This window comes from Roseateles sp. FW301-B2, from assembly GCF_058788955.1.
The window spans coordinates 21,321-40,079 of the sequence record NZ_JBYTBE010000013.1; the positions used below are offsets into that span (position 1 = coordinate 21,321).

General features: G+C 71.7%; 12 protein-coding genes and 1 riboswitch. Of the genes, 10 read left to right on the top strand and 2 right to left on the bottom strand.

From position 1 onward, the window contains the following. Positions 1-62: 62 nt before the first annotated feature. From AC3WQY_RS11000 to AC3WQY_RS11020, 5 genes are all read left to right on the top strand, one after another. A complete protein-coding gene (locus AC3WQY_RS11000; protein WP_285234831.1) occupies positions 63-1,790 on the top strand; it encodes a DUF4062 domain-containing protein in 1,728 nt (575 codons plus the stop codon). After that, a complete protein-coding gene (locus AC3WQY_RS11005; protein ID WP_492708268.1) occupies positions 1,787-5,767 on the top strand; it encodes an SUMF1/EgtB/PvdO family nonheme iron enzyme in 3,981 nt (1,326 codons plus the stop codon). Before AC3WQY_RS11000 ends, AC3WQY_RS11005 begins: the two co-directional genes overlap by 4 nt. A gap of 99 nt (positions 5,768-5,866) precedes the next feature. Further along, positions 5,867-6,451, top strand: coding sequence for a DUF7010 family protein (locus tag AC3WQY_RS11010; protein ID WP_492708270.1), 585 nt, complete (start codon positions 5,867-5,869; stop codon positions 6,449-6,451). 64 nt (positions 6,452-6,515) lie between these two features. Next, on the top strand, positions 6,516-8,369 hold the full coding sequence (locus tag AC3WQY_RS11015; RefSeq protein WP_492708272.1) for a S8 family serine peptidase: 1,854 nt from the start codon (positions 6,516-6,518) through the stop codon (positions 8,367-8,369). A 133-nt stretch (positions 8,370-8,502) separates the two neighbouring features. Further along, positions 8,503-9,591 (top strand): acyltransferase family protein, encoded by a 1,089-nt coding sequence (locus AC3WQY_RS11020; protein WP_492708274.1) that lies wholly within the window; start codon positions 8,503-8,505, stop codon positions 9,589-9,591. Here the strand turns inward: AC3WQY_RS11020 and AC3WQY_RS11025 are convergent. Continuing rightward, complete coding sequence (locus AC3WQY_RS11025; RefSeq protein ID WP_285234836.1) at positions 9,582-10,265, bottom strand: helix-turn-helix transcriptional regulator; 684 nt, start codon at positions 10,263-10,265, stop codon at positions 9,582-9,584. The genes AC3WQY_RS11020 and AC3WQY_RS11025 overlap by 10 nt on opposite strands. Positions 10,266-10,300: 35 nt before the next feature. Here AC3WQY_RS11025 and AC3WQY_RS11030 point away from each other — a divergent pair, with 35 nt between their 5' ends. Then, positions 10,301-11,602: an NAD(P)/FAD-dependent oxidoreductase gene (locus tag AC3WQY_RS11030; protein ID WP_492708277.1), complete on the top strand. Its 1,302-nt coding sequence runs from the start codon at positions 10,301-10,303 to the stop codon at positions 11,600-11,602. Positions 11,603-11,615: 13 nt separating this feature from the next. On the opposite strand, the gene AC3WQY_RS11035 is transcribed toward AC3WQY_RS11030, so the two are convergent. After that, positions 11,616-12,005, bottom strand: coding sequence for a VOC family protein (locus tag AC3WQY_RS11035; protein ID WP_492708279.1), 390 nt, complete (start codon positions 12,003-12,005; stop codon positions 11,616-11,618). 66 nt (positions 12,006-12,071) lie between these two features. On the opposite strand from AC3WQY_RS11035, the gene AC3WQY_RS11040 reads away from it, so the two are divergent. The 4 genes from AC3WQY_RS11040 to AC3WQY_RS11055 all read left to right on the top strand — a co-directional run bounded on the left by AC3WQY_RS11040 (position 12,072) and on the right by AC3WQY_RS11055 (position 18,736). Continuing rightward, the gene (locus tag AC3WQY_RS11040) at positions 12,072-13,466 is read left to right on the top strand and encodes a M16 family metallopeptidase (protein WP_492708281.1); all 1,395 of its coding nucleotides are present in this window, start codon (positions 12,072-12,074) and stop codon (positions 13,464-13,466) included. After that, positions 13,463-14,920, top strand: coding sequence for a M16 family metallopeptidase (locus AC3WQY_RS11045; protein ID WP_492708283.1), 1,458 nt, complete (start codon positions 13,463-13,465; stop codon positions 14,918-14,920). The genes AC3WQY_RS11040 and AC3WQY_RS11045 overlap by 4 nt, the downstream gene beginning before the upstream one ends. 17 nt (positions 14,921-14,937) lie before the next feature. Continuing rightward, positions 14,938-15,059: riboswitch (yybP-ykoY riboswitch) on the top strand. 98 nt (positions 15,060-15,157) lie between these two features. Further along, a complete protein-coding gene (locus AC3WQY_RS11050) occupies positions 15,158-15,739 on the top strand; it encodes a TMEM165/GDT1 family protein (protein ID WP_492708285.1) in 582 nt (193 codons plus the stop codon). Positions 15,740-15,973: 234 nt separating this feature from the next. After that, on the top strand, positions 15,974-18,736 hold the full coding sequence (locus tag AC3WQY_RS11055) for a TonB-dependent receptor (RefSeq protein WP_492708287.1): 2,763 nt from the start codon (positions 15,974-15,976) through the stop codon (positions 18,734-18,736). The last annotated feature ends 23 nt before the right edge of the window (positions 18,737-18,759 follow it).

Sequence of the window (18,759 nt, forward strand, 5' to 3'; positions counted from 1 at the left end):
GATCCTCGGGATAGGCAGGGCGGCGGGCCGCCCGCAGAATCCGGCCCAGGGAGTCACCGCCAATGAAGATTTACCTGTCTTCGACCCTGGACGATCTGCGCGACTACCGGGCCGGCGTGATGGACGCGCTGCGCAAGGATGGCCATGTGGTGGTGGACAGCTACCTCGCCACCCCGCAGCCGACGCTGCAGCAATGCGTGGACGATGTGCGCGGCTGCGACATCTATGTGGGTGTGTTTGCATGGCGTTATGGCTGGCTGCCGCCCGGCCAGAGCCAGTCCATCACCGAGCTGGAATACCGCGCCGCGCTCGACGCCGGCAAGCCGCGGCTGATCTTTCTGCGCCCGCGCAAGGGCTGGCCGGGCGAGTATTTCGAGGAAGACAGCGAGGCCCATGCGCACATCGTCAAGCTGCGCCAGGAGCTGGGCGACGGCACGGCCCAGACCAGCAACCAGTTCAGCGACCCGAGCGACCTGGCCCTCAAGGTCAGCCAGGCCCTGCACGAGCAGGAGCGCCGGCAGGCCGGTGCGGGCGAGGCGGTGCGGCGCGAGCAGGCGGCCGGGCGCGGCAACTCGCTGATGGAGCCCTCGGCGCCGCCGCATCCGCAGCGCCTGGCCTGTGGCCTGCTGCTGCTGGGCGTGCGCGGCAGCGACGACGCCGCCCTGCAGCGCCTGCGCGACGCCATGCCGCCGGCCTGGCATTGCCAGGCGCGCGCCTGGACACCCGAGTCCGACGCCGAGCTGGCGACGCTCGATGCGCTGGCGGCGCGCGCGCGCTCGGTGGCGCTGCTGCTGAGCCCGGCCTCGCTGGCGCGCCTGCAGGCCTCGGCCGCCGGCGCGGAGCTGATGCGCTGGCTGGGCGAGCGCCTGGGCGGCGCCTTCGTGCTGAACGCCGGCGTGGATGCCGCCGCGCTGCCGCCGGCCTGGCCGGTGCGGCGCGTGCTGCCGGTGGCGCAATGGCTGGCCAGCCCGGCCGGCAGCCTGGGCGGCGAGCTCGCCGATCTGCAGGCCGCCCTGCCGGCCGATGAACTGGATCTCGACGACGAGGCCCTGGTGGGCCTGGCCTGCACCACCATCGCGATGACCGCCGCCGAGGCGCGCGCCCTGGCCGACGCGCCCGAGCAGGTGCGCGATCGCCTGGGCGCCGACGCCTATGCCTATTTCCAGGATGTCACGGCCCGGCTCGCCGGCGCCGGCAGCGACTGGACCGCGCGCTACGGCGCGCAGCGCGGCCAATGGCGGCCCTTCGGCGCGCGCAGCGCCGACGAGCTGCTGGCCGATGCCGTCACGCGCCTCAACAGCCAGCCCTTCCTGGCGCGCCAGGAGCATGCGGCGCTGGCCGGCAACCGCGTGCGCCTGCGGCCCTATCCCTTCGACCCGCTGCGCCTGCAGGAGGGCATGCCCGCCGCCAGCGCCTACGAGGCGGCGCGCGCGCGCGGCTGCCTGGTGCTGATCGACGAGCTCTCGATGCTGCATCCCGATCTGCGGCCCTATGCCTCGATGTTCGTCAGCGATGCCAACGTCAGCGTGGCCACGCTCTCGCCGCTGGACCCGGCCGCCACCGCGCTCGACAAGCTCGTCAGCGTGGCCGGCCCCTTCAATGTCGGCGCGCTGGTGGACCGCTTCGGCAGCAAGCTCGACCCGCGCTGCGAGCTGTCCATCAACAGCAGCGCAAGGCTGCGGCGCTGGCTGCGCCTGGCCATCCCCGAGACCCTGGCCGTCACCGACGCCCAGGCCGCCGACCCCGAGCGCCGCGCCGCCTTCAAGCGCCTGGCCTTCGGCGCCCCATGATCTACACCTTCTATTCCTTCAAGGGCGGGGTGGGCCGCTCGATGGCGCTGGCCAATGTGGCGGACCGCCTGGCGCGCCGCGGCATGCGCGTGCTGGCGATCGACTTCGACCTCGAAGCGCCGGGCCTCGAGCGCTACTACCCGATCGACAAGGACGCCGCGCTCGCCAACCCCGGCCTGATCGATCTGCTGCGCGCCTTCAAGGACAGCCTGGCGGGCCGCGGCGAGTCGCTCGAGGCGGGCGCCTTCCGCAATCTGGCGCGCTTCGTGTTCCCGATCTACGAGCGCGTCGGCGAGGGCGGGCGGCTGGACCTGCTGACCGCCGGCTGCCGCAGCCCGGGCGAGGGCCTGCGGCGTTATGCGCTGGAGGTGCGCACCTTCGACTGGCAGGACTTCTACTACAACTGGGAGGGCGAGGCCTTCTTCGAATGGCTGCGCCGCGAGCTCACCGGCCCGCAGGGGCGCTACGACGCGGTGCTGGTGGACTCGCGCACCGGCGTTACCGAGATGGGCGGGGTGTGCGCCTACCAGCTCGCCGACGTGGTGGTGATGATGAGCGCCGCCAACCACCAGAACCTGCAGGGCACGCTCGACGTGGCGCGCGACTTCTGCTCGGCGCCGGTGATGGCGCTGCGCCATGGCCGGCCGCTCGAGCTGCTGGTGGTGCCGGCGCGCATCGAGCAGCGCGACCCGGCCCTGCTGAAGGCCTTCTACCAGCGCTTCCAGGAAACCTTCGAGGGCCAGATCCCGGCCGTGCTGGCGGGCGTGTCGGCCGAGTCGCTGGCGATTCCCTACGAGCCCGAGTACGCCTTCGAGGAAGTGGTGGTGACCGACCCGGCGCGGCGCGAGCGCCTGGCCAGCATCGGCGCGGCCTATGAATGCCTGGCCGACGCGCTGGTGATGCTGGGCGATGGCGCGATGCTGCGCCTGCAGCCGGCGGCGCGCGCGGCGCTGTGGCCGGCGCGGCCCGAGCCGGGCGATGACGCGGCCGCCGCCGCGCCGCCGGCGCCCGGCGCCGAGACCACGCTGCGCTACGACCCGACGCGCCGCTTCGCCGACTACGACGCCTTCATCTCGCGCGGCAGCGCCGCGCCGCTGGCCGAGGCGCTGGAGCAGGCGCTGCGGCGCTGCGGCGTGCGCGTCTATCTCGACAACTCGGCCCTGGTGCCGGGCGAGAGCTGGTCGCAGGCCACCGCCCAGGCCCTGCACCACAGCCGCCATCTGCTGCTGTGCCTGGACGCCGGCGGGCTCTCGCCCTGGCAGAAGCGCGAGGTCGAGCAGGCGCGCACCGCCGCCCAGGCCGTGCATGTGCTGCCGGTGCTGCTGCCCGGCGCCGAGCCCGAACTGCTGGCGCTGGCGCTGCGCGGCATGGCCGATCTGCAGCCGGTGGACCTGCGCGGCTGGCCCGAGCGACAGGTGGAATTCGACCTGCTGGTGCAGCAGCTGAACCAGCGCGTGGGCGCCGAGGCCGCCGCGGCCGCGCCCACCGCCAGCTTCAATCCCTATGCCGGCCTGGCGCCGGGCGGCGAGGCCCATGCCGGCCTGCTCGACCTGCCCGAGGCGGCGCTGCAGGCCTTGCTGCAGGGCCTGGGCGAGCTGTACGGCATGCAGCTGCTGGGCCCATCGGGCGTGGGCAAGACCACGCTGGTGGCCAGCGGCCTGCTGCCGGCGCTGCGGCGCGGCGCGCTGGGCCTGCCGGCCCCCGAGCTGCTGTGGATCGATGCGCGCCTGCAGCCTGACTGGCTGGCGCAGTGGCAGGCTCCTGAAGCCGAGGCGCCGCCGCGCATCACCATCGTCGATCACGCCGACGAGCTGCCGGCCGGCCTGAGCATGGACGACGGGCGTGCCGATCTGCCGCGCGCCGCCTGGCTGGCCGAGCTGCAGCGCGTGATGGCCGGTGCCGGGCCGGCCGCGCGCCTGCTGCTGATCGGCCGCCATGGCCTGCCGGCCTGGCCCGGCCGCAGCGTCGAGCTGCATGCCGCCGCCGCGCCGCCCGAACGTCCGCGCCTGGACGTGCCGGCGCTGCGCACCGGCATGGCCTTCGAGCCCGGCCTGCTGGAGCGCCTGGAGGCCGATCTGCAGCTGGGCTGCGAGCCGCTCAGCCTGGGCCAGCTGCTGCTGCCGGGCCTGTGGGACAGCGCGCGCCACGGCTTTCTGGCCAATGAAAGCTATGCCGCGCGCGGCGGCGTGCCCGCCGCCTATGCCGCCCATGTGGACGCGGCGCTGGCGCGCAACCCGGCGCCGCTGCGCGCGCGCGCCGAGGGCCTGCTGCTGTGGCTGTTGCAGCTGGGCGGGGAGGCCGCCTGGGCCTGGCGCAGCAGCAGCTGGCAGCGCGTCAGCCAGCTGCGCGGGCATGATGCGAACGCCGCGCCGGCGCTGTTCTGGCTGGTGCGCGAGCGCGTGCTGCATCTCGAGCAGCGCGACGGCGAACTGCAGCTGCAGCTGCTGTGGCCGCTGCCGCCGGCTTCCTGCCCGGCCCTGCAGCGCCTGCTGGATGAGCATGGCCCGCAGCTGCGCCTGCGCGGTGCGCTCGCCTTCGCGCAGGAGCGCTGGCAGCGCGCCGAGCGCGACCCGGCCTCGCTGCTCACCGGCCAGGCGCTGCGCGATGCCCAGGGCCTGGTGGACGGCTGGGATGCCCATCTGACCCAGGACATGGTCGACTATGTGCAGGCCAGCCAGCAAAGCCTGCTGGAGGCCGGCCGGCAGGCGGCCGCGCAGGCGGTGGCCCAGGTGCGGCAGCGCCGCCATGTGCTGGTGGGGGTGCTGGTGGCCGCGCTGGGCGTGGGCGGCTTTGTCTGGACGCGCGGCCGCAGCCATGACGCGGAGCTCGCCCAGACCACCATGCAGGCGGCCGAACGCGTGCAGGAAAGCAAGACCGAGGGCGCGCGCGCCGCGGTGGCGATCGCCCAGGTCACCAGCGATGGCTCGGCGCGCCAGGCCGCCGAGTCGCTGCGCGGGCGGCGCGTGGCGATCCAGTACAGCGGTGCCTGCGAGCTGGGCCTGATGAACACGCTGGCGACGGCGCTCACCGCGCTGGGCGCGAATGTCGATGCGCCGCAGTATGTCGAGGCGCCGCTGCCCGGCGAGCTGCGCTACACCAGCGGCCACCAGGTGGCGCGCGATCTGCAGACCGTGCTGGGCGATCTGCTCGGCTCGATGGGGCTGAGCTTCCGCCCGGCGCTGAAGGAGCTGCCGGGCGAGCGGGGCGCGCCGCTGCTGTTGGCCCTGCCAGAACTCAGCCGCCTGCCCAATCCGCGCAGCGGCGAGGCGCGCGAGGGCCGCGATGGCAACACCCTGCTGCTGGTGCCGGCCGGCTGCGCCACGCTGGGCTCGGAGCGCGCGGCGCGCGAGTTGCTGATGCGCAGCCTGGGGGTGCGCTACATCAGCCTGTTCGACAACGACAAGCCGCTCGCGCACCGCTGGCTGGACGCCTTCTATGTGCAGCGCACCGAGGTCACGAACGCGCAGTTCGGCCGCTATGTCGCGCAGGCCTGCGCCGAGCAGCCGGCCAGCTCGGCCTGCCCCGCGGCCTGGAACGCGCGCGGCAAGCCCGATGAACCGGCGCGTTACCTCAGCTGGCAGGCCGCCGACGCCTATTGCCGCTGGATCGGCGGCCGCCTGCCCAGCGAGGAGGAATGGGAGAAGGCGGCGCGCGGCGTCGATGGCCGCCAATGGCCCTGGGGCAACGAGCCCGACGCCAAGCGCTTCCATGGCGAGCGCAATGCGCGCCGCCTGCTCGCCGCGGTGGGCAGCTACCCGGCCGGCAACAGCCCCTATGGCGCGGCCGACATGGCCGGCAATCTCTGGGAGCTCACTGCCTCGCCCTGGGGCGAAGGCTCGCATGTGATGAAGGGCGGCTCCTACCTGAACGACCTGGCCGAGGCGCGCGCCTCGCTGCGCTGGTCCAGCAGCGACGAGGCGCGCGGCGCCGACTACCTGGGTTTCCGCTGCGTGGTCGACTACCGCAGCCTGCGCTGAGCTGTTGATTCGTCTCGACGGTTGTCTATCCGTCGCCCGGTGGCGGCGACCGGGCGACTCGTTTCCTATCGTGCTCCCATGTTCAACAAGGAGCACGACATGAGCAGCCACCTCAGCCTGGAGGCGCAGCGCGCCGAATTCGCGCAGCGCCGCTTTCTCGCCATGCCTCTGGCCGGCACCCTGGCCTGGGCGCTGATCGCTGTGGTGGGTGCCACCTGCAGCATGCGAACCGCGGTGCTGACCCTCTACCTCGCCACCGGCGCGATCTTCTACCTGGGCCTGCTGATCGCGCGCTTCACCGGCGAGGACCTGCTGGGCCGGCGGCGGCCCGGCAACAGCTTCGACCGCCTCTTCATGTTCGGCATGCTGCAGGCGCTGCTGGTGTTCGCGATTGCGCTGCCCTTCGGCATGCAGGACGCCAGCTCCCTGCCGCTCAGCATCGGCATCCTGGCCGGGCTGATGTGGCTGCCCTTCTCCTGGATCATCCAGCACTGGATCGGCGTGGCCCACACGCTGGCGCGCACCGCGCTGATCCTGCTCGCCTGGCTGTGCTTCCCCGGCCAGCGCTTCGTGCTGATCCCGGCCCTGGTGGTGCTGGTCTACCTCGCCACCATGCTGGTGCTGGAAGCACGCTGGCGGCGCCGGCTGCCATCCATCCCGCCGCAGCCACAGTTCGCCGCATGACCAAGGCCACCGGGGTGGCGCGCCGCTATCGTGCGCCCACCTTGTTCATTGCATTGCTGCGACCATGACAAAACCTCTGATGACCACCCTGTCCGCCGGCCTGGTGCTGGCCTCTCTTGCCGCGGGCGCACAGACGCCAGGCCCGGCCGCCACCCAGCTCGCGCCGCAGGCCGAGCGCCAGGTGGTGACCCGCGCCGACCAGCTGCCGCGCCGCAGCCGCACGCTGGAGCAGCTGCCCAGCGACTACCTGGCGGCGCCGCTGAGCGCCCTGCAGGCGCTGGGTGCCAAGCTCGAGGCCGATGTGCAGGCCGACCTGGCCGGCTACGACATCCGCGATGCCGCGACGCTGCGCGAGTACTACGGCGCCATGGCCACGCTGGCGCAGCTGCGCGGCGACTGGGCCGCCGTGCCGGCCTGGACGGCCAAGGCGCGTGCGTTGCAGGAAAAGGCCGGCGCCTGCCTCAGCAGCGGCGTGCTGACCGAGCTGCTGGCCCAGCAGAAGCTGCAGCGGCAGGACAGCGCCTGGCTGCGCGCCGAGGTGCAGCGCCGCTTCGCGGCCATGCCCTGGGCCGATGTGCAGGACAACCTGAAGAGCACCAAGGGCGGCATCGAGACCTACAACCCGGAGCTGGTGCGCGGCGCCTTCAAGAGCCAGCTGGATGCGATGGCCAAGAACGGCAATCTGGTGCTGCCCGACCAGATGGTGCTGGCCATCATCGGCGCGCGGCTGCAGCTGGAACTGCTGCCGCCCAACCAGGCGGCCATCGTGGCCGGCCTGCAGGCGGTGCTGGACGCCAACAGCCAGGCCCAGGCCAAGGCCGACCTCTGGACGCCGCGCACCTTTGCGATCCCCGCCGATGCCAAGGCGCAGCCGGTGGTGCTGGCGGTGTGGGACTCGGGCGTGGATCTGAACCTCTTCAAGCCCGCCGCCGCGCGCGGCATGGCCTTCGATGCCGAGGGGCAGCCGGCCAAGGATCTGCTGCGCCCGCTGGGCGAGGCGGCGCCGCGCTGGCCGCAGCTGCGCAGCCTCATCAAGGGCTCGATGGACCAGCGCGCGGCGCTCGACACCCCCGACTCGCGCCAGTTCCGCGGCACCATGGCCGGCCTCAAGGCCGATCAGGTGAAGGGCTTCAGCGAGGACATGGCGCTCGCCGGCCTGTATGTGCACGGCACCCATGTGGCCGGCATCGCGGTGGAGGGCAACCCCTTCGCCCAGGTCTATGCCGGCACCATGTTGTGGAGCGCCGAGAGCGTGCCGCCCAAGCTCAGCGAGCCGCGCGCGCAGGCCGTGGCCGCCTCCTACCGGGCGATGGTGGCGGGCTTCAAGCAGGCCGGCGTGCGCGTCGTCAACATGAGCTGGCGCTACGGCCCGACCGCCTATGAGGCCGCGCTGGCCTATCACAACCTGGGCGGCGCGCCCGAGGCGCGCAAGCAGGAGGCGCTGCGCCTGTTCAAGATCGAGCGCGATGCGCTGCGCGAGGCCATCGCCGGGGCGCCCGAGATCTTCTTCGTGGCCGGCGCCGGCAACGAGGACAACAGCGCCGACTTCCAGGAATACATCCCGGCCGGCCTGGAACTGCCCAATCTGATCACCGCCGGCGCGGTCGATCACAGCGGCAGCGAGACCAGCTTCTCCACCTTCGGCAAGACGGTGGTGGTGCATGCTAATGGCTTCGAGGTGGACAGCCCGGTGCCCGGCGGCGAGCGCCTCAAGCTCAGCGGCACCAGCATGGCCAGCCCGCAGGTGGCCAATCTGGCCGCCAAGCTGCTCGCGCTCAAGCCCGCGCTGACGCCGGTGCAGCTGAAGGCGCTGATCCTGCAGGGCGCCGAGCGCCTGCCCGATGCCGAGGGCAAGCCCGGTCGGGTCAACCTGATCAACCCGCGCAAGAGCGCGGCGCTGGCCGGCATCCAGCTCTGAGCGGGCGGCTTACAAGTGGATGCAGGGCTCGGGGGGCGGGGCGGCTAGAATCGCGGGTTCGCCTGTGCTGCCGGCGCTCCCCCTCCCGTAGCAATCCGGCCCGTCGCCGCTCCCCGGCCCGGGCCCTGGGTCCATGTCAGTCTCGTCCAATCGTCTGTTCCACGTCGATGCCCTCAAGGCGCTCGCCGCCCAGGTCATCGTCCTGCACCACCTGTCCGTCTACGGGCCGGTGGCGCAAGCCATGCAGGCCCTGCTGCCCGATCTGAGCGCGCTGCTGTTCCATTACGGCCGCATGGCGGTGCAGGTGTTCCTGGTGGTGGGCGGCTATTTGTCGGCGCGCGGCCTGTCGGCACGCGGCGGCCTGGTGAGCGGCCATCCGCTCGAGCTGATCTGGCGTCGCTATCTGCGCCTGGCGCTGCCCTTCATGGCGGCCGTGCTGCTGACCCTGCTGTGTTCCGAGCTGGTGGAGGACGCCCTGCCCGAGCTGGTGCCGCAAAGCCTGAGCCTGGCGCAGCTGCTCTCGCATGCCCTGCTGCTGCACGGCGTGCTGGGCCACGAGGCGCTCACCGTGGGTGCCTGGTATGTGGCGATCGACTTCCAGCTCTTCGGCCTGCTCCTGGGCCTGCTGTGGCTGGCGCGCTCGGCCGTGGGCCTGCCGCGTGCCTGGCGCATGGTGCTGGGCCCCTGCCTGGTGCTGCTGCTGTGCGCGGCCTCGCTGTACGCCTTCAATCTGATGCCGGAGCTGGACCATCTGGCGCTCTATTTCTTCGGCGCCTATGGCCTGGGCGCGATGGTGCACTGGCTGAGCCTGTCGCGCGCGCCGCGCCTGGCGCTGGCCGTGCTCGGGCTGCTGGCCCTGGGCGCCCTGGCCCTGGCCTTCCGCGAACGCCTGCTGCTGGCGCTGCTGACCGCCGCGGCGCTGGCGGTCTGGACGCAGCGCCCCAGCCAGGGTCTGCGCCTGCCCGACTGGCTGAGCCGCCTGCTGGCCCACCATGGCCAGCATTCCTATGCGCTGTTCCTGGTGCACTTTCCGGTCGTGCTGCTGCTGAACGCCTGGGTCGAGCCCCAGGCCGAGCCGCTGGGCGCCTGGGCCGCCGTCTACCTGCTGGCGGCCTGGCTGCTCAGCAATGTGGCGGCGCTGCCCTTCTACCGCTGGATCGAGGCGCCGGCCGCGCGCCTGCGTCTGAAGGCGGCTCCGGCCATCACCGCGCTTCAGCGCTGATCGGATTCGGTGCGCTGCAGATCGGCCAGGGTCTTGCCCGCCTCGTCGCGGAAGCGTTCGTCCAGCACCTCCAGCTGCTGGATGCGGTCGACGCGGAAGTTGCGAAAACCTTCGCGCAGCTCGCACCAGGCGGCAATCGTCCAGACCGGGCCCCAGAACAAGCAGGCCAGGGGCCGCAGCACGCGCTCGCTGCTGACGCCGCTGAGGTCCAGGTACTGCACGCGCAGCTTGTGGCGCGTCTCGGTGGCCTGGCGCAGCTGACCCAGGCGCGCGCGCGTGGCGTCGTCCAGACCGCGCAGCGGCGCGTAGACCGCCAGCCGTTCGGCCGCGGCCCGCGCGGCGGGGGGGAGCACGGCCAGGATCTTGGAAAGGGCGTCCTCGGCCTGGCGGGCCAGCGCTTCATCGAGCTGGCCCTGCGCCAGCCGCACCACCGCCACCAGGGCCTGGGCCTCCTCGGCGCTGAACATCAGCGGCGGCAGGTCGAAGCCCGCGCGCATGCGATAGCCCACCCCGGCCTCGCCCTCGATCGGCACGCCCTGCTGCTGCAGGGCGGCGATGTCGCGGTAAATCGTGCGTGCCGACACCTCCAGCCGGGTGGCCAGGAAGTCGGCCTTGGTGAGGCGGCGTCCACGGATGTGCTGGACGATCTGGAACAGGCGGTCGGCGCGGCGCATGGGCGGCATTCTCCACTGCCGCTACAGTGCAGCGCATGCAAAGCAAGGAACTGCCTCACGTCATCATCATCGGTTGCGGTTTCGGTGGCCTGGAAGCCGCCCGCAGCCTGGCCGGTGCGCCGGTGCGCATCACCCTGCTGGACCGCAGCAACCACCATCTGTTCCAGCCTCTGCTCTACCAGGTGGCCACGGCAGGCCTGTCGGCGCCCTCGATTGCCGCGCCGATCCGCCACATGCTCAGGCGCCAGCGCAACTGCACCGTGCTGATGGCCGAGGTCACGGGCATCGCCAAGGCCGCGCGCCGCGTCAGCCTGGCGGATGGCCAGCAACTGACTTACGACGCGCTGATCGTGGCCAGCGGCGCCACCCACAGCTACTTCGGGCGCGACGAATGGGCCGAGCATGCGCCGGGCCTGAAGACCCTGGCCGATGCCTTCAAGCTGCGCGCCAGGCTGCTCAGCGCCTTCGAGCGCGCCGAGACCCTGGCCAGCCCGGCCGAGCGCGAGCCCTGGCTCAACTTCGTCGTCATCGGCGCCGGCCCCACCGGCGTGGAAATGGCCGGCACGCTGGCCGAGATCGCCCGCCACACCTTGCGCGACGAGTTTCGCCGCATCGATCCGGCGGCCGCCAGGGTGCTGCTGCTGGAGGGCTCGGAGCGCGTGCTGCAGGCCTTCCAGCCGGCGCTGTCGGCCAAGGCGCAGCAGCAGCTCGAAGGCCTGGGCGTGCAGGTGCGCACGCGCTGCAAGGTGGTGGCCATCGACGCCAGCGGCGTCGAACTGGAGGCGCAGGGCGGCGAGCGCCAGCGCATTCCCACCCACACGGTGGTATGGGCGGCCGGCGTGGCGGCCTCCCCGCTGGGCCGCGCCCTGGAGGTGCCGCTGGACCGCGCCGGCCGCGTCATCGTCGACGGCAGCCTCAACATCCCTGGCCACCCCGAGGTCTATGTGATCGGCGATCTGGCGGCGGCGCAAAGCCATGAAAAGGATGGCAGCAGCAGGCCGGTGCCGGGCGTCAGCCCGGGCGCCAAGCAGATGGGCCGGCACGCGGCGCGCCAGATCATGGCGCGCCTGATCCTGAACCGGCCCGGGGGTCAGACCTTGCCCCCCTTCCGCTACCGCGACTACGGCTCGCTCGCCACCATCGGCCGCAAGGCCGCGGTGGCGGATGTGGGGCGGCTGCAGTTCTCGGGCTATTTCGCCTGGCTGTTCTGGCTCTTCATCCACATCTACTTCCTGATCGGCTTCCGCAACCGCCTGGTGGTGCTGATGGACTGGGCCTGGGCCTACTGGAGCTTCCAGCGCTACGCGCGCATCGTGGTGGACGACAGCAAGAGCTGAGCCCGCGAACCCCTCAGCCCATCGGCGTGCACAGCTCCACCAGCGTGCCGTCCGGGCAGCGCAGATAAGCCACGGTCTGGCCCCAGGGCTTGGTGGCCGGGGCGGCCAGGCTGGTGGCGCCGGCGGCCACGGCGCGCGCATGGGCGGCGGGCACGTCGGCGCAGGCCAGGCCGATCTCCATGCCCAGCGGCGCGGCGGCGGCATCGGCGGCCAGGTAGTCGTGGCCCAGGTTGCCGCGTGCCACCGCGTGTTGCGCGAAGGCCAGCGCGGTGGCCCCGGTCTCCAACTCGCCGTAGGCGCCGGACTCGTGCAGAAAACGGCGTTCCAGGCCGAAGGCGCGCTCGAAGAACTGCAGCGAGGCCGCGACATCGGCGACATAGACGATGGTGTAGGCGAATTTCATGGGTGACACTCCTTCTGAAGGGCACATCATCATGCGCCCCGGGTACTGACACGAGATGGCAGCAGCATGAACAGCAGCATGGGGGCAATCGGCAGGCGGCGGTTCTGCGCCAGCCTGCTCGCGGTGCCAGGTCTTGCCTGGTCGCAGCCGGAGCCGGCCGCCTTCCCCATATTTCCGCCACTGCAATGGCAGCGCCGCCGCCTGGCCAACGGGCTGGAACTGCTGGCCCTGGCCCAGCCGGGCGCTTCGGTGAGCGTGCAGCTCTGGTACCGGGTGGGTGGCCGCGACGACCCGCCGGGCCGCTCCGGCTTTGCCCATCTGTTCGAGCACCTGATGTTCAAGCGCACGCGCTACCTCGCCAGCGAGCAGTTTGACCGCATGACCGAGGATGTGGGCGGCAGCAACAATGCCAGCACCGCCGAGGACTACACCGCCTACCAGAGCGTGGTGCCGGCCGAGCACCTGGAGCCGATGCTGTGGGCCGAGGCCGAGCGCATGTCCAATCTGCAGCTGGACCAGGCCAGTTTCGAGAGCGAGCGCGAGGTGGTGAAGGAGGAGTACCGCCAGCGCGTGCTGGCCGAGCCCTATGGCGCGCTGTTCGATGCCGTGCCGCGTTATGGCTTTTCGCAGCATGCCTACCGGCGCGGCGTGATCGGCAGCATCGCCGATCTGGACGCCGCCACGCTGGCCGATGTGCGCGCCTTCCACGCCAGCTACTACCGCCCCGACAACGCCCTGCTGATCGTCTGCGGCGAGTTCGATGCCGCCCAGCTCGACCGCTGGGTGGACTATTACTTCGGCAGCATCCGTGCGCTCGCCACGCCGGTGCCGCGCCAGCCCAGTGCCGAGCCCAGGCGCCAGCTGGGCGCGGTGCACGAGCTCAGCGCGCCGCAGGCGCCGCTGCCGGCCGCCGCGCTGATCTGGCCCGGGCCGCCCGCCGCCAGCCGCGATGCCGCCGCCCTGCAGGTCGCGCTGGGCCTGCTGGCGCTGGGCAACTCGGCGCGGCTGGACGAGGCGCTGGTGTACCGCGACGGCGTGGCCAGCAGCATCGGCTTCGAGGCCCAGCTGCATGCCGAGGCCGGCCTGCTGGTGGCGCATGCGATTGCCGCCCAGGGCGAGTCGGCCGCCGGCCTGGCCGCGCGGCTGCGGCGCGAGGTGCACAAGCTGGCCGAGGAGCCGATCAGCCCGCCCGAGCTCGACAAGGTCAAGACCCTGCTGCTGACCGCCGCGCTGGTGCAGCGCCAGACCCCGCTGGGCCTGGGTGAGCTGCTGGGCCGCGCCTGCCTGCTCCAGGGCGGGCCCGAGCTGGTGGGGCGCGAGCTGCAGGCGCTGCGCGCCGTCAGCGTGGCGGACGTGCAGCGGCTCTGGCGCCGCGACATCGTGCAGGCCCCGCATGTGACCCTGCTGTATGGCCGCGATGGCATGCGCCAGCCGGGTCGCGGCAAGCGGGGCCTGGCATGAAGCGCCGGCAATGCCTGCAGCTTGGCGCGCTGGCCAGCCTGCCGGCCTGGGCGCAGCGCGGCTTCGACACGCCACCACCGCCCGGGCCCGCGCGCGCGCTGCGCTGGCCGGCGCTGGAGCGCGCCAGCCTGCCCAACGGGCTGGAAATATGGGTGGCGCGCAAGCCCGGTGGCCTGCCCCTGGTGACGGCGCTGCTGCAGGTCGGCGCCGGCAGCCTGCACGATCCGGCCGGCAAGGCCGGCCTCGCCGAGCTGACGCTGGCGGTGATGGCCAAGGGTGCGCGCCGCGGCGACGAGACCATGGACGCCGCCGATCTGGCCTATGCGGCCGAATCGCTGGGCTCCGCGCTGGACATCGAGGTGTTGCCCGATTGCGCCCGCCTGGCGCTGACGGTGGGCACGGCCCGGCTGGAGGAGGCTGTCAACCTGCTGGCCGATGTGGCCTGCCGGCCCACCCTGCTGGCGGCCGAGCTGGAGCGCAGCCGCGCCCAGGCCCTGGATGCCCTGACCCTGAGCCTGGCCGATGCGCCGCTGCTGGCCGGCGAGCTGGCGCAGCGCCTGTTCTGGGGCGAGACGCCGCGCGGCCGCCTGGCGACGCGCGCCAGCCTGGCGCGGCTGCGGCGCGACGATCTGCTGGCCTGCCATCGCCAGCTGCTGCGGCCTGACAGCAGCCGCCTGATCCTGGCGGGCGATGTCGAGCTCGCTGAGGCGGTCGAGCTGGCCGAAGCCTTCTTCGCCGACTGGCCGGCAGCCCGGCAGCCGCTGCCGGCCCTGCCGATGCTGAGCCCGCAGCCGCTCGCGCCGGCGCTGCTGCTGGATCTGCCCGAGGCCGGCCATTGCGCGGTGCTGCTGGCCGCGCCCGGCCCGGCCCTGGGCGTGGACGCGGCGCCTGCCCTGGTGGCGCAGGCGGTGCTGGGCCAGGGCTATTCCTCGCGCCTGAACCAGGAGCTGCGCATCAAGCGCGGCCTCAGCTATGGCAGCAGCAGCCAGGCCGAGGCCCTGCCGGGCGCCGGCTGCTGGCGCCTGGGCGCGCAGACGCGCCCTGAGCGCGCCGCCGAGGTGGCCCAGCTGATGCGCGCCGAGCTGCTGCGTCTGGCGCGCGAGCCGGTGCCGGAGGCCGAACTGGCGGCGCGCCAGGCGGCGCTGCTGGGCGAGCTGGGCCGCGCCCCCGACACCAGCGCCGGCCTGGCCCTGCTGGTGGCTGAGCAGGCGCGCCAGGGCCGCGGCCAGCAGGACCTGGCCGATTGGCCGGCCGCGCTGCGCGCCGTGCGGCCGGCCCAACTCCAGGCCCTGGCGGGCGCGCTGTGGCGGCCCGAGGCGCTGCGCTGTGTGGTGGTGGGCGATCTGAAGGGCGCGCGCGTGGAGGAGGAACTGCGCCGCCAATGGCCGGGCGCCTGGCTGCTGCGCGCCCAGGAGCTGGACCTGGGCAGCCGCACGCTGCGCAAGGGCGCTTGAGCGGGGCGGTTAGAATCCGCTCCGTCATTGGGGAGTAGCCGCCGTGCCGCACTGGTTTGCGAGCACGGGCCCGCGTCAACACACTTGGTCTCGCAGCGGACCATGGCGCGCGCAGCCCCCGGGAAGCGCCTTCGCGGGTCCCGGATGCCTGGCAAGACCTTTGACCATGCAGCGCTCGGATCGGCCGGGAGCCTGTGTGGTCAATGGTTTCTTGCACCGGCCGTGGAGTCATTCTCAATGGAAGCCTTTCTCGTCTCCACCGGTCTGGTGGCCCTCGCCGAAATCGGCGACAAGACCCAGTTGCTGGCCTTTTTGCTGGCCGCGCGCTTTCGCAAGCCGCTGCCGATCTGCCTGGGCATCCTGATCGCCACCCTCGTCAACCATGCCGGTGCCGGCGCCCTGGGCAGCTGGATCACCGCCCTGCTGAGCCCCGGCACGCTGCGCTGGGTGCTGGGCCTGGGCTTTGTGGCGATGGCGATCTGGACCCTCGTCCCGGATCAGATCGACGACGAGGTGGAGGGCGGCAAGGGGCTCAAGCTGGGCGTGCTAGGCACCACCATCGTGGCCTTCTTCCTGGCCGAGATGGGCGACAAGACGCAGGTCGCCACGGTCGCGCTGGCGGCCCGTTTCGACGCCCTGGTGGCGGTGGTGGCGGGCACCACGCTGGGCATGATGATCGCCAACGTGCCGGCGGTGCTGCTGGGCGATCGCATCGCCCACAAGATCCCGCTGCGCCTGGTGCACGGGCTGGCGGCCATGATCTTCGGCATCCTCGGTGTGGCCACCCTGCTGGGTGCGGGCGCGAGCCTGGGTTTCTGAAACAAAAAAGTCTGATGCCTGCTGGCACGCCGGCATGACCAGCGGCATCTGTGCATCGGCGCCTGGTTTTCGGGCCTGTCCCTCACAAGGCCGATGCCTACTGCTCAAACCCGCGATCGAGGAGTGTCAAAAGATTGCGGTGCGGGCGCAACTTCGGGGGATTTCCCAGGCTTTCTGCGCCTTGTGGGCGATCGAAGAATGGTGCTTCACCGTCCCTCGCAAGGAGTCGTCCACATGAACATCAGCAAGTCCACCCGGCTGTGCAGCGCGCTGGCGCTGGCTTATTCGGGTCTCGCCGGCCTGTGGGCCCTGCCGGCCCAGGCCCAGCAAACCACCATGGAGCGCGTCACCGTCACGGGCTCCTCGATCAAGCGCCTGGAGGCCGAGACCGCGCTGCCGGTCTCGGTGATCACGCGCGACCAGATCGAGAAGAGCGGCGCCACCAGCGTCGAAGACATTCTGCGCCGCGTATCGGCCAGCACCGCGATGTTCTCGGATGGCACGCAGGGTGCGGGTTATGCCACCAGCAATGCCAATCTGCGCGGCCTGGGCGCCAACTCCACCCTGGTGCTGCTGAACGGCCGGCGCCTGGCCAACCATCCCTTCGGTTCGATCGGCGGCGCGGCGGCGGTGGACCTCAACAGCATTCCCTTCGCCGCCATCGAGCGCATCGAGGTGCTGCGCGATGGCGCCTCGGCGATCTATGGCACCGACGCGGTGGGCGGGGTGATCAATTTCATCACCCGCAAGGACTACAACAAGGGCGAGCTGACGCTGCGCTATGGCGATACCGAGAAGGGCGTAGGCGGGCGCGAGACCGGCGCCAGCCTGGCCTTCGGCATGGGCAATCTGGGCGCCGATGGCTACAACCTGCTGGTCACCGGCAATGTGAAGAAGCAGACCAAGCTGAGCGCCATCGACCAGAAGCTCTATCTGCGCAATGCCGACGAGGTGCCGGGCTCCGACCCGCCGACCTCGGGCCGGGCCTTCCCCGGCCGGCTGGTGGACTTCGACATCTCGCCGGGCGCCTATGCCAACGCCGGCGCCAACTTCAGCGCCTGCGATCCGGACTACACCATCGTGCAGGTGCGCAGCACCACTACCCCCAATGGCACGGCGAAGAAGCGCTGCCGCTTCATCTACCCGGCCATGCAGGAGAACGTGCCCGACTCCGACAAGGCCGATCTGTTCGGCCGCCTGACCTTCGCGCTGAACGCCGACCACCAGCTCTTCGTCGAGGCCTCGTTCGCGCGCAACCACAGCATTGGCCGCACCGCCGCGGTGCCGATCGACTCCACCGCCGGCCATGTGAAGGCCGACGGCACCTACCCCTCGTTCGCGCTGCCGGTGAACAGCAAGTACTTCCCGCGCGATCTGCTGCTGAGCCTGGGCTACACGCCGGCGCAGTTCGACACCCTGGGCAACGGCATGACTGAGATCGCGATGCGCTCGGTGAACGTGGGCCCGCGCATCAACGACAACACCAACGAGCAGATGCGCCTGGTGGTGGGGGCGAGCGGCCTGTGGGCCGGCTGGGACTACGACACCGCCGTCAATCTCTCGCAGGCCAAGGGCTCGCTGGACTACTTCAACTACCTGCACGAGGGCCGCTTCATCACCGCCCTGGCCAGCGGCAAGGTCAACCCCTTCGGCCCCACCGATGCCGACGGCACGGCCCTGCTCGACGCGGCGCGCATGGAAGGGCGCATGCGCGAATCCAAGGGCACGACGATCGCCTGGGACGGCAAGATCAGCAAGGAGCTGATGCCCATGGCCGGCGGCAATATGGCGGTGGCCCTGGGCGCCGATCTGCGCAAGGAGAAGGCCAACGACAACCCGGTCAACCCGGACTACGAGCAGGGCCTGCACATCGGCGGCGAGGGCTCGGTGCCGCGCACCGTGGCCTCGCGCAATATCTACGCGGTGTTCGGCGAACTCTCGATGCCTTTTGCCAAGGGCTGGGAGGGCACGGTGGCGCTGCGCTATGACAAGTACAGCGACTTCGGCAAGACCTTCAACCCGCGCGCCGCGCTGCGCTTCCAGCCGATGAAGGAGCTGCTGCTGCGCACCAGCGTGGGCACCGGCTTCCGCGCGCCCACGCTGTGGGACGTGCACAGCCCCACCGCCTTCACCAACACCGCCAACTCGCTGGTCGACCCCGACTGCCCGGCCGGCTTTGCGGGCGACCCGCGCTGCGAGACCCAGTTCAATGTGCGCCTGTTCTCCGACCCGAACCTGAAGCCGGAGAAGTCGCGCCAGTACGCCTTCGGCATGGTGCTGGAGCCGATGCGCAACCTCACCGTGGCGCTGGACTACTGGCATATCCAGAAGCGCGACCAGATCGGCACCATCGGCGGCGACGCCATCATGGCCAGCACCGATCTGTACAACAAGTACAAGGGCCGCATCCACCGCCTCGCCAACGGCTTCATCAGCTATATCGAGACCCCGGTGGAGAACCTCGGCGAGCTCAAGACCTCGGGCCTGGACCTGGATGTGCGCAGCAGCTGGGCGCTGGGCGAGATGGGCAAGCTCTCGGCCAGCTTCAACGGCACCTATATCGCCGAGTGGAAGCAGCAGAACGGCAAGGGCACGCCCTTCGTCAGCTACGAGGGCACGGCGGGCGATGGCGCCGGCGTGCAACCGGTGCCGCGCTGGCAGCACACCCTGGCCTTCGACTATGCGCTGGGCAACTGGGGCGTGACGCTGGAGAACAACTTCGTGAAGGGCTGGACCGAATCGGCCGGCCTGGTGGAGGCCAACGTGGGCGTGGCCGCCGAGCACAAGGTCAAGGACAGCAGCCGCTGGAACCTGGCCGTGAGCTGGAAACCGATGGCCAGCCTGAACCTGCGCCTGGGCGCGCGCAACATCTTCGACCAGGCTGCGCCGTTCACCGCGGTGTCCAGCTACGGCTCGCACGCCACCGGCTTTGCCGGCTCCTTCACCGACCCGCGCGGCCGCTTCTGGTACGCCACCGCGAACTACCAGTTCAAGTAGCGTCCGGCGCGCCGCATCCGGGC

Coding starts and splice junctions, on each gene's coding strand:
- AC3WQY_RS11000 (WP_285234831.1), top strand. CDS start 63: ATGAAGATTTACCTGTCTTCGACCCTGGACGATCTGCGCGACTACCGG.
- AC3WQY_RS11005 (WP_492708268.1), top strand. CDS start 1,787: ATGATCTACACCTTCTATTCCTTCAAGGGCGGGGTGGGCCGCTCGATG.
- AC3WQY_RS11010 (WP_492708270.1), top strand. CDS start 5,867: ATGAGCAGCCACCTCAGCCTGGAGGCGCAGCGCGCCGAATTCGCGCAG.
- AC3WQY_RS11015 (WP_492708272.1), top strand. CDS start 6,516: ATGACAAAACCTCTGATGACCACCCTGTCCGCCGGCCTGGTGCTGGCC.
- AC3WQY_RS11020 (WP_492708274.1), top strand. CDS start 8,503: ATGTCAGTCTCGTCCAATCGTCTGTTCCACGTCGATGCCCTCAAGGCG.
- AC3WQY_RS11025 (WP_285234836.1), bottom strand. CDS start 10,265: ATGCGCCGCGCCGACCGCCTGTTCCAGATCGTCCAGCACATCCGTGGA.
- AC3WQY_RS11030 (WP_492708277.1), top strand. CDS start 10,301: ATGCAAAGCAAGGAACTGCCTCACGTCATCATCATCGGTTGCGGTTTC.
- AC3WQY_RS11035 (WP_492708279.1), bottom strand. CDS start 12,005: ATGAAATTCGCCTACACCATCGTCTATGTCGCCGATGTCGCGGCCTCG.
- AC3WQY_RS11040 (WP_492708281.1), top strand. CDS start 12,072: ATGAACAGCAGCATGGGGGCAATCGGCAGGCGGCGGTTCTGCGCCAGC.
- AC3WQY_RS11045 (WP_492708283.1), top strand. CDS start 13,463: ATGAAGCGCCGGCAATGCCTGCAGCTTGGCGCGCTGGCCAGCCTGCCG.
- AC3WQY_RS11050 (WP_492708285.1), top strand. CDS start 15,158: ATGGAAGCCTTTCTCGTCTCCACCGGTCTGGTGGCCCTCGCCGAAATC.
- AC3WQY_RS11055 (WP_492708287.1), top strand. CDS start 15,974: ATGAACATCAGCAAGTCCACCCGGCTGTGCAGCGCGCTGGCGCTGGCT.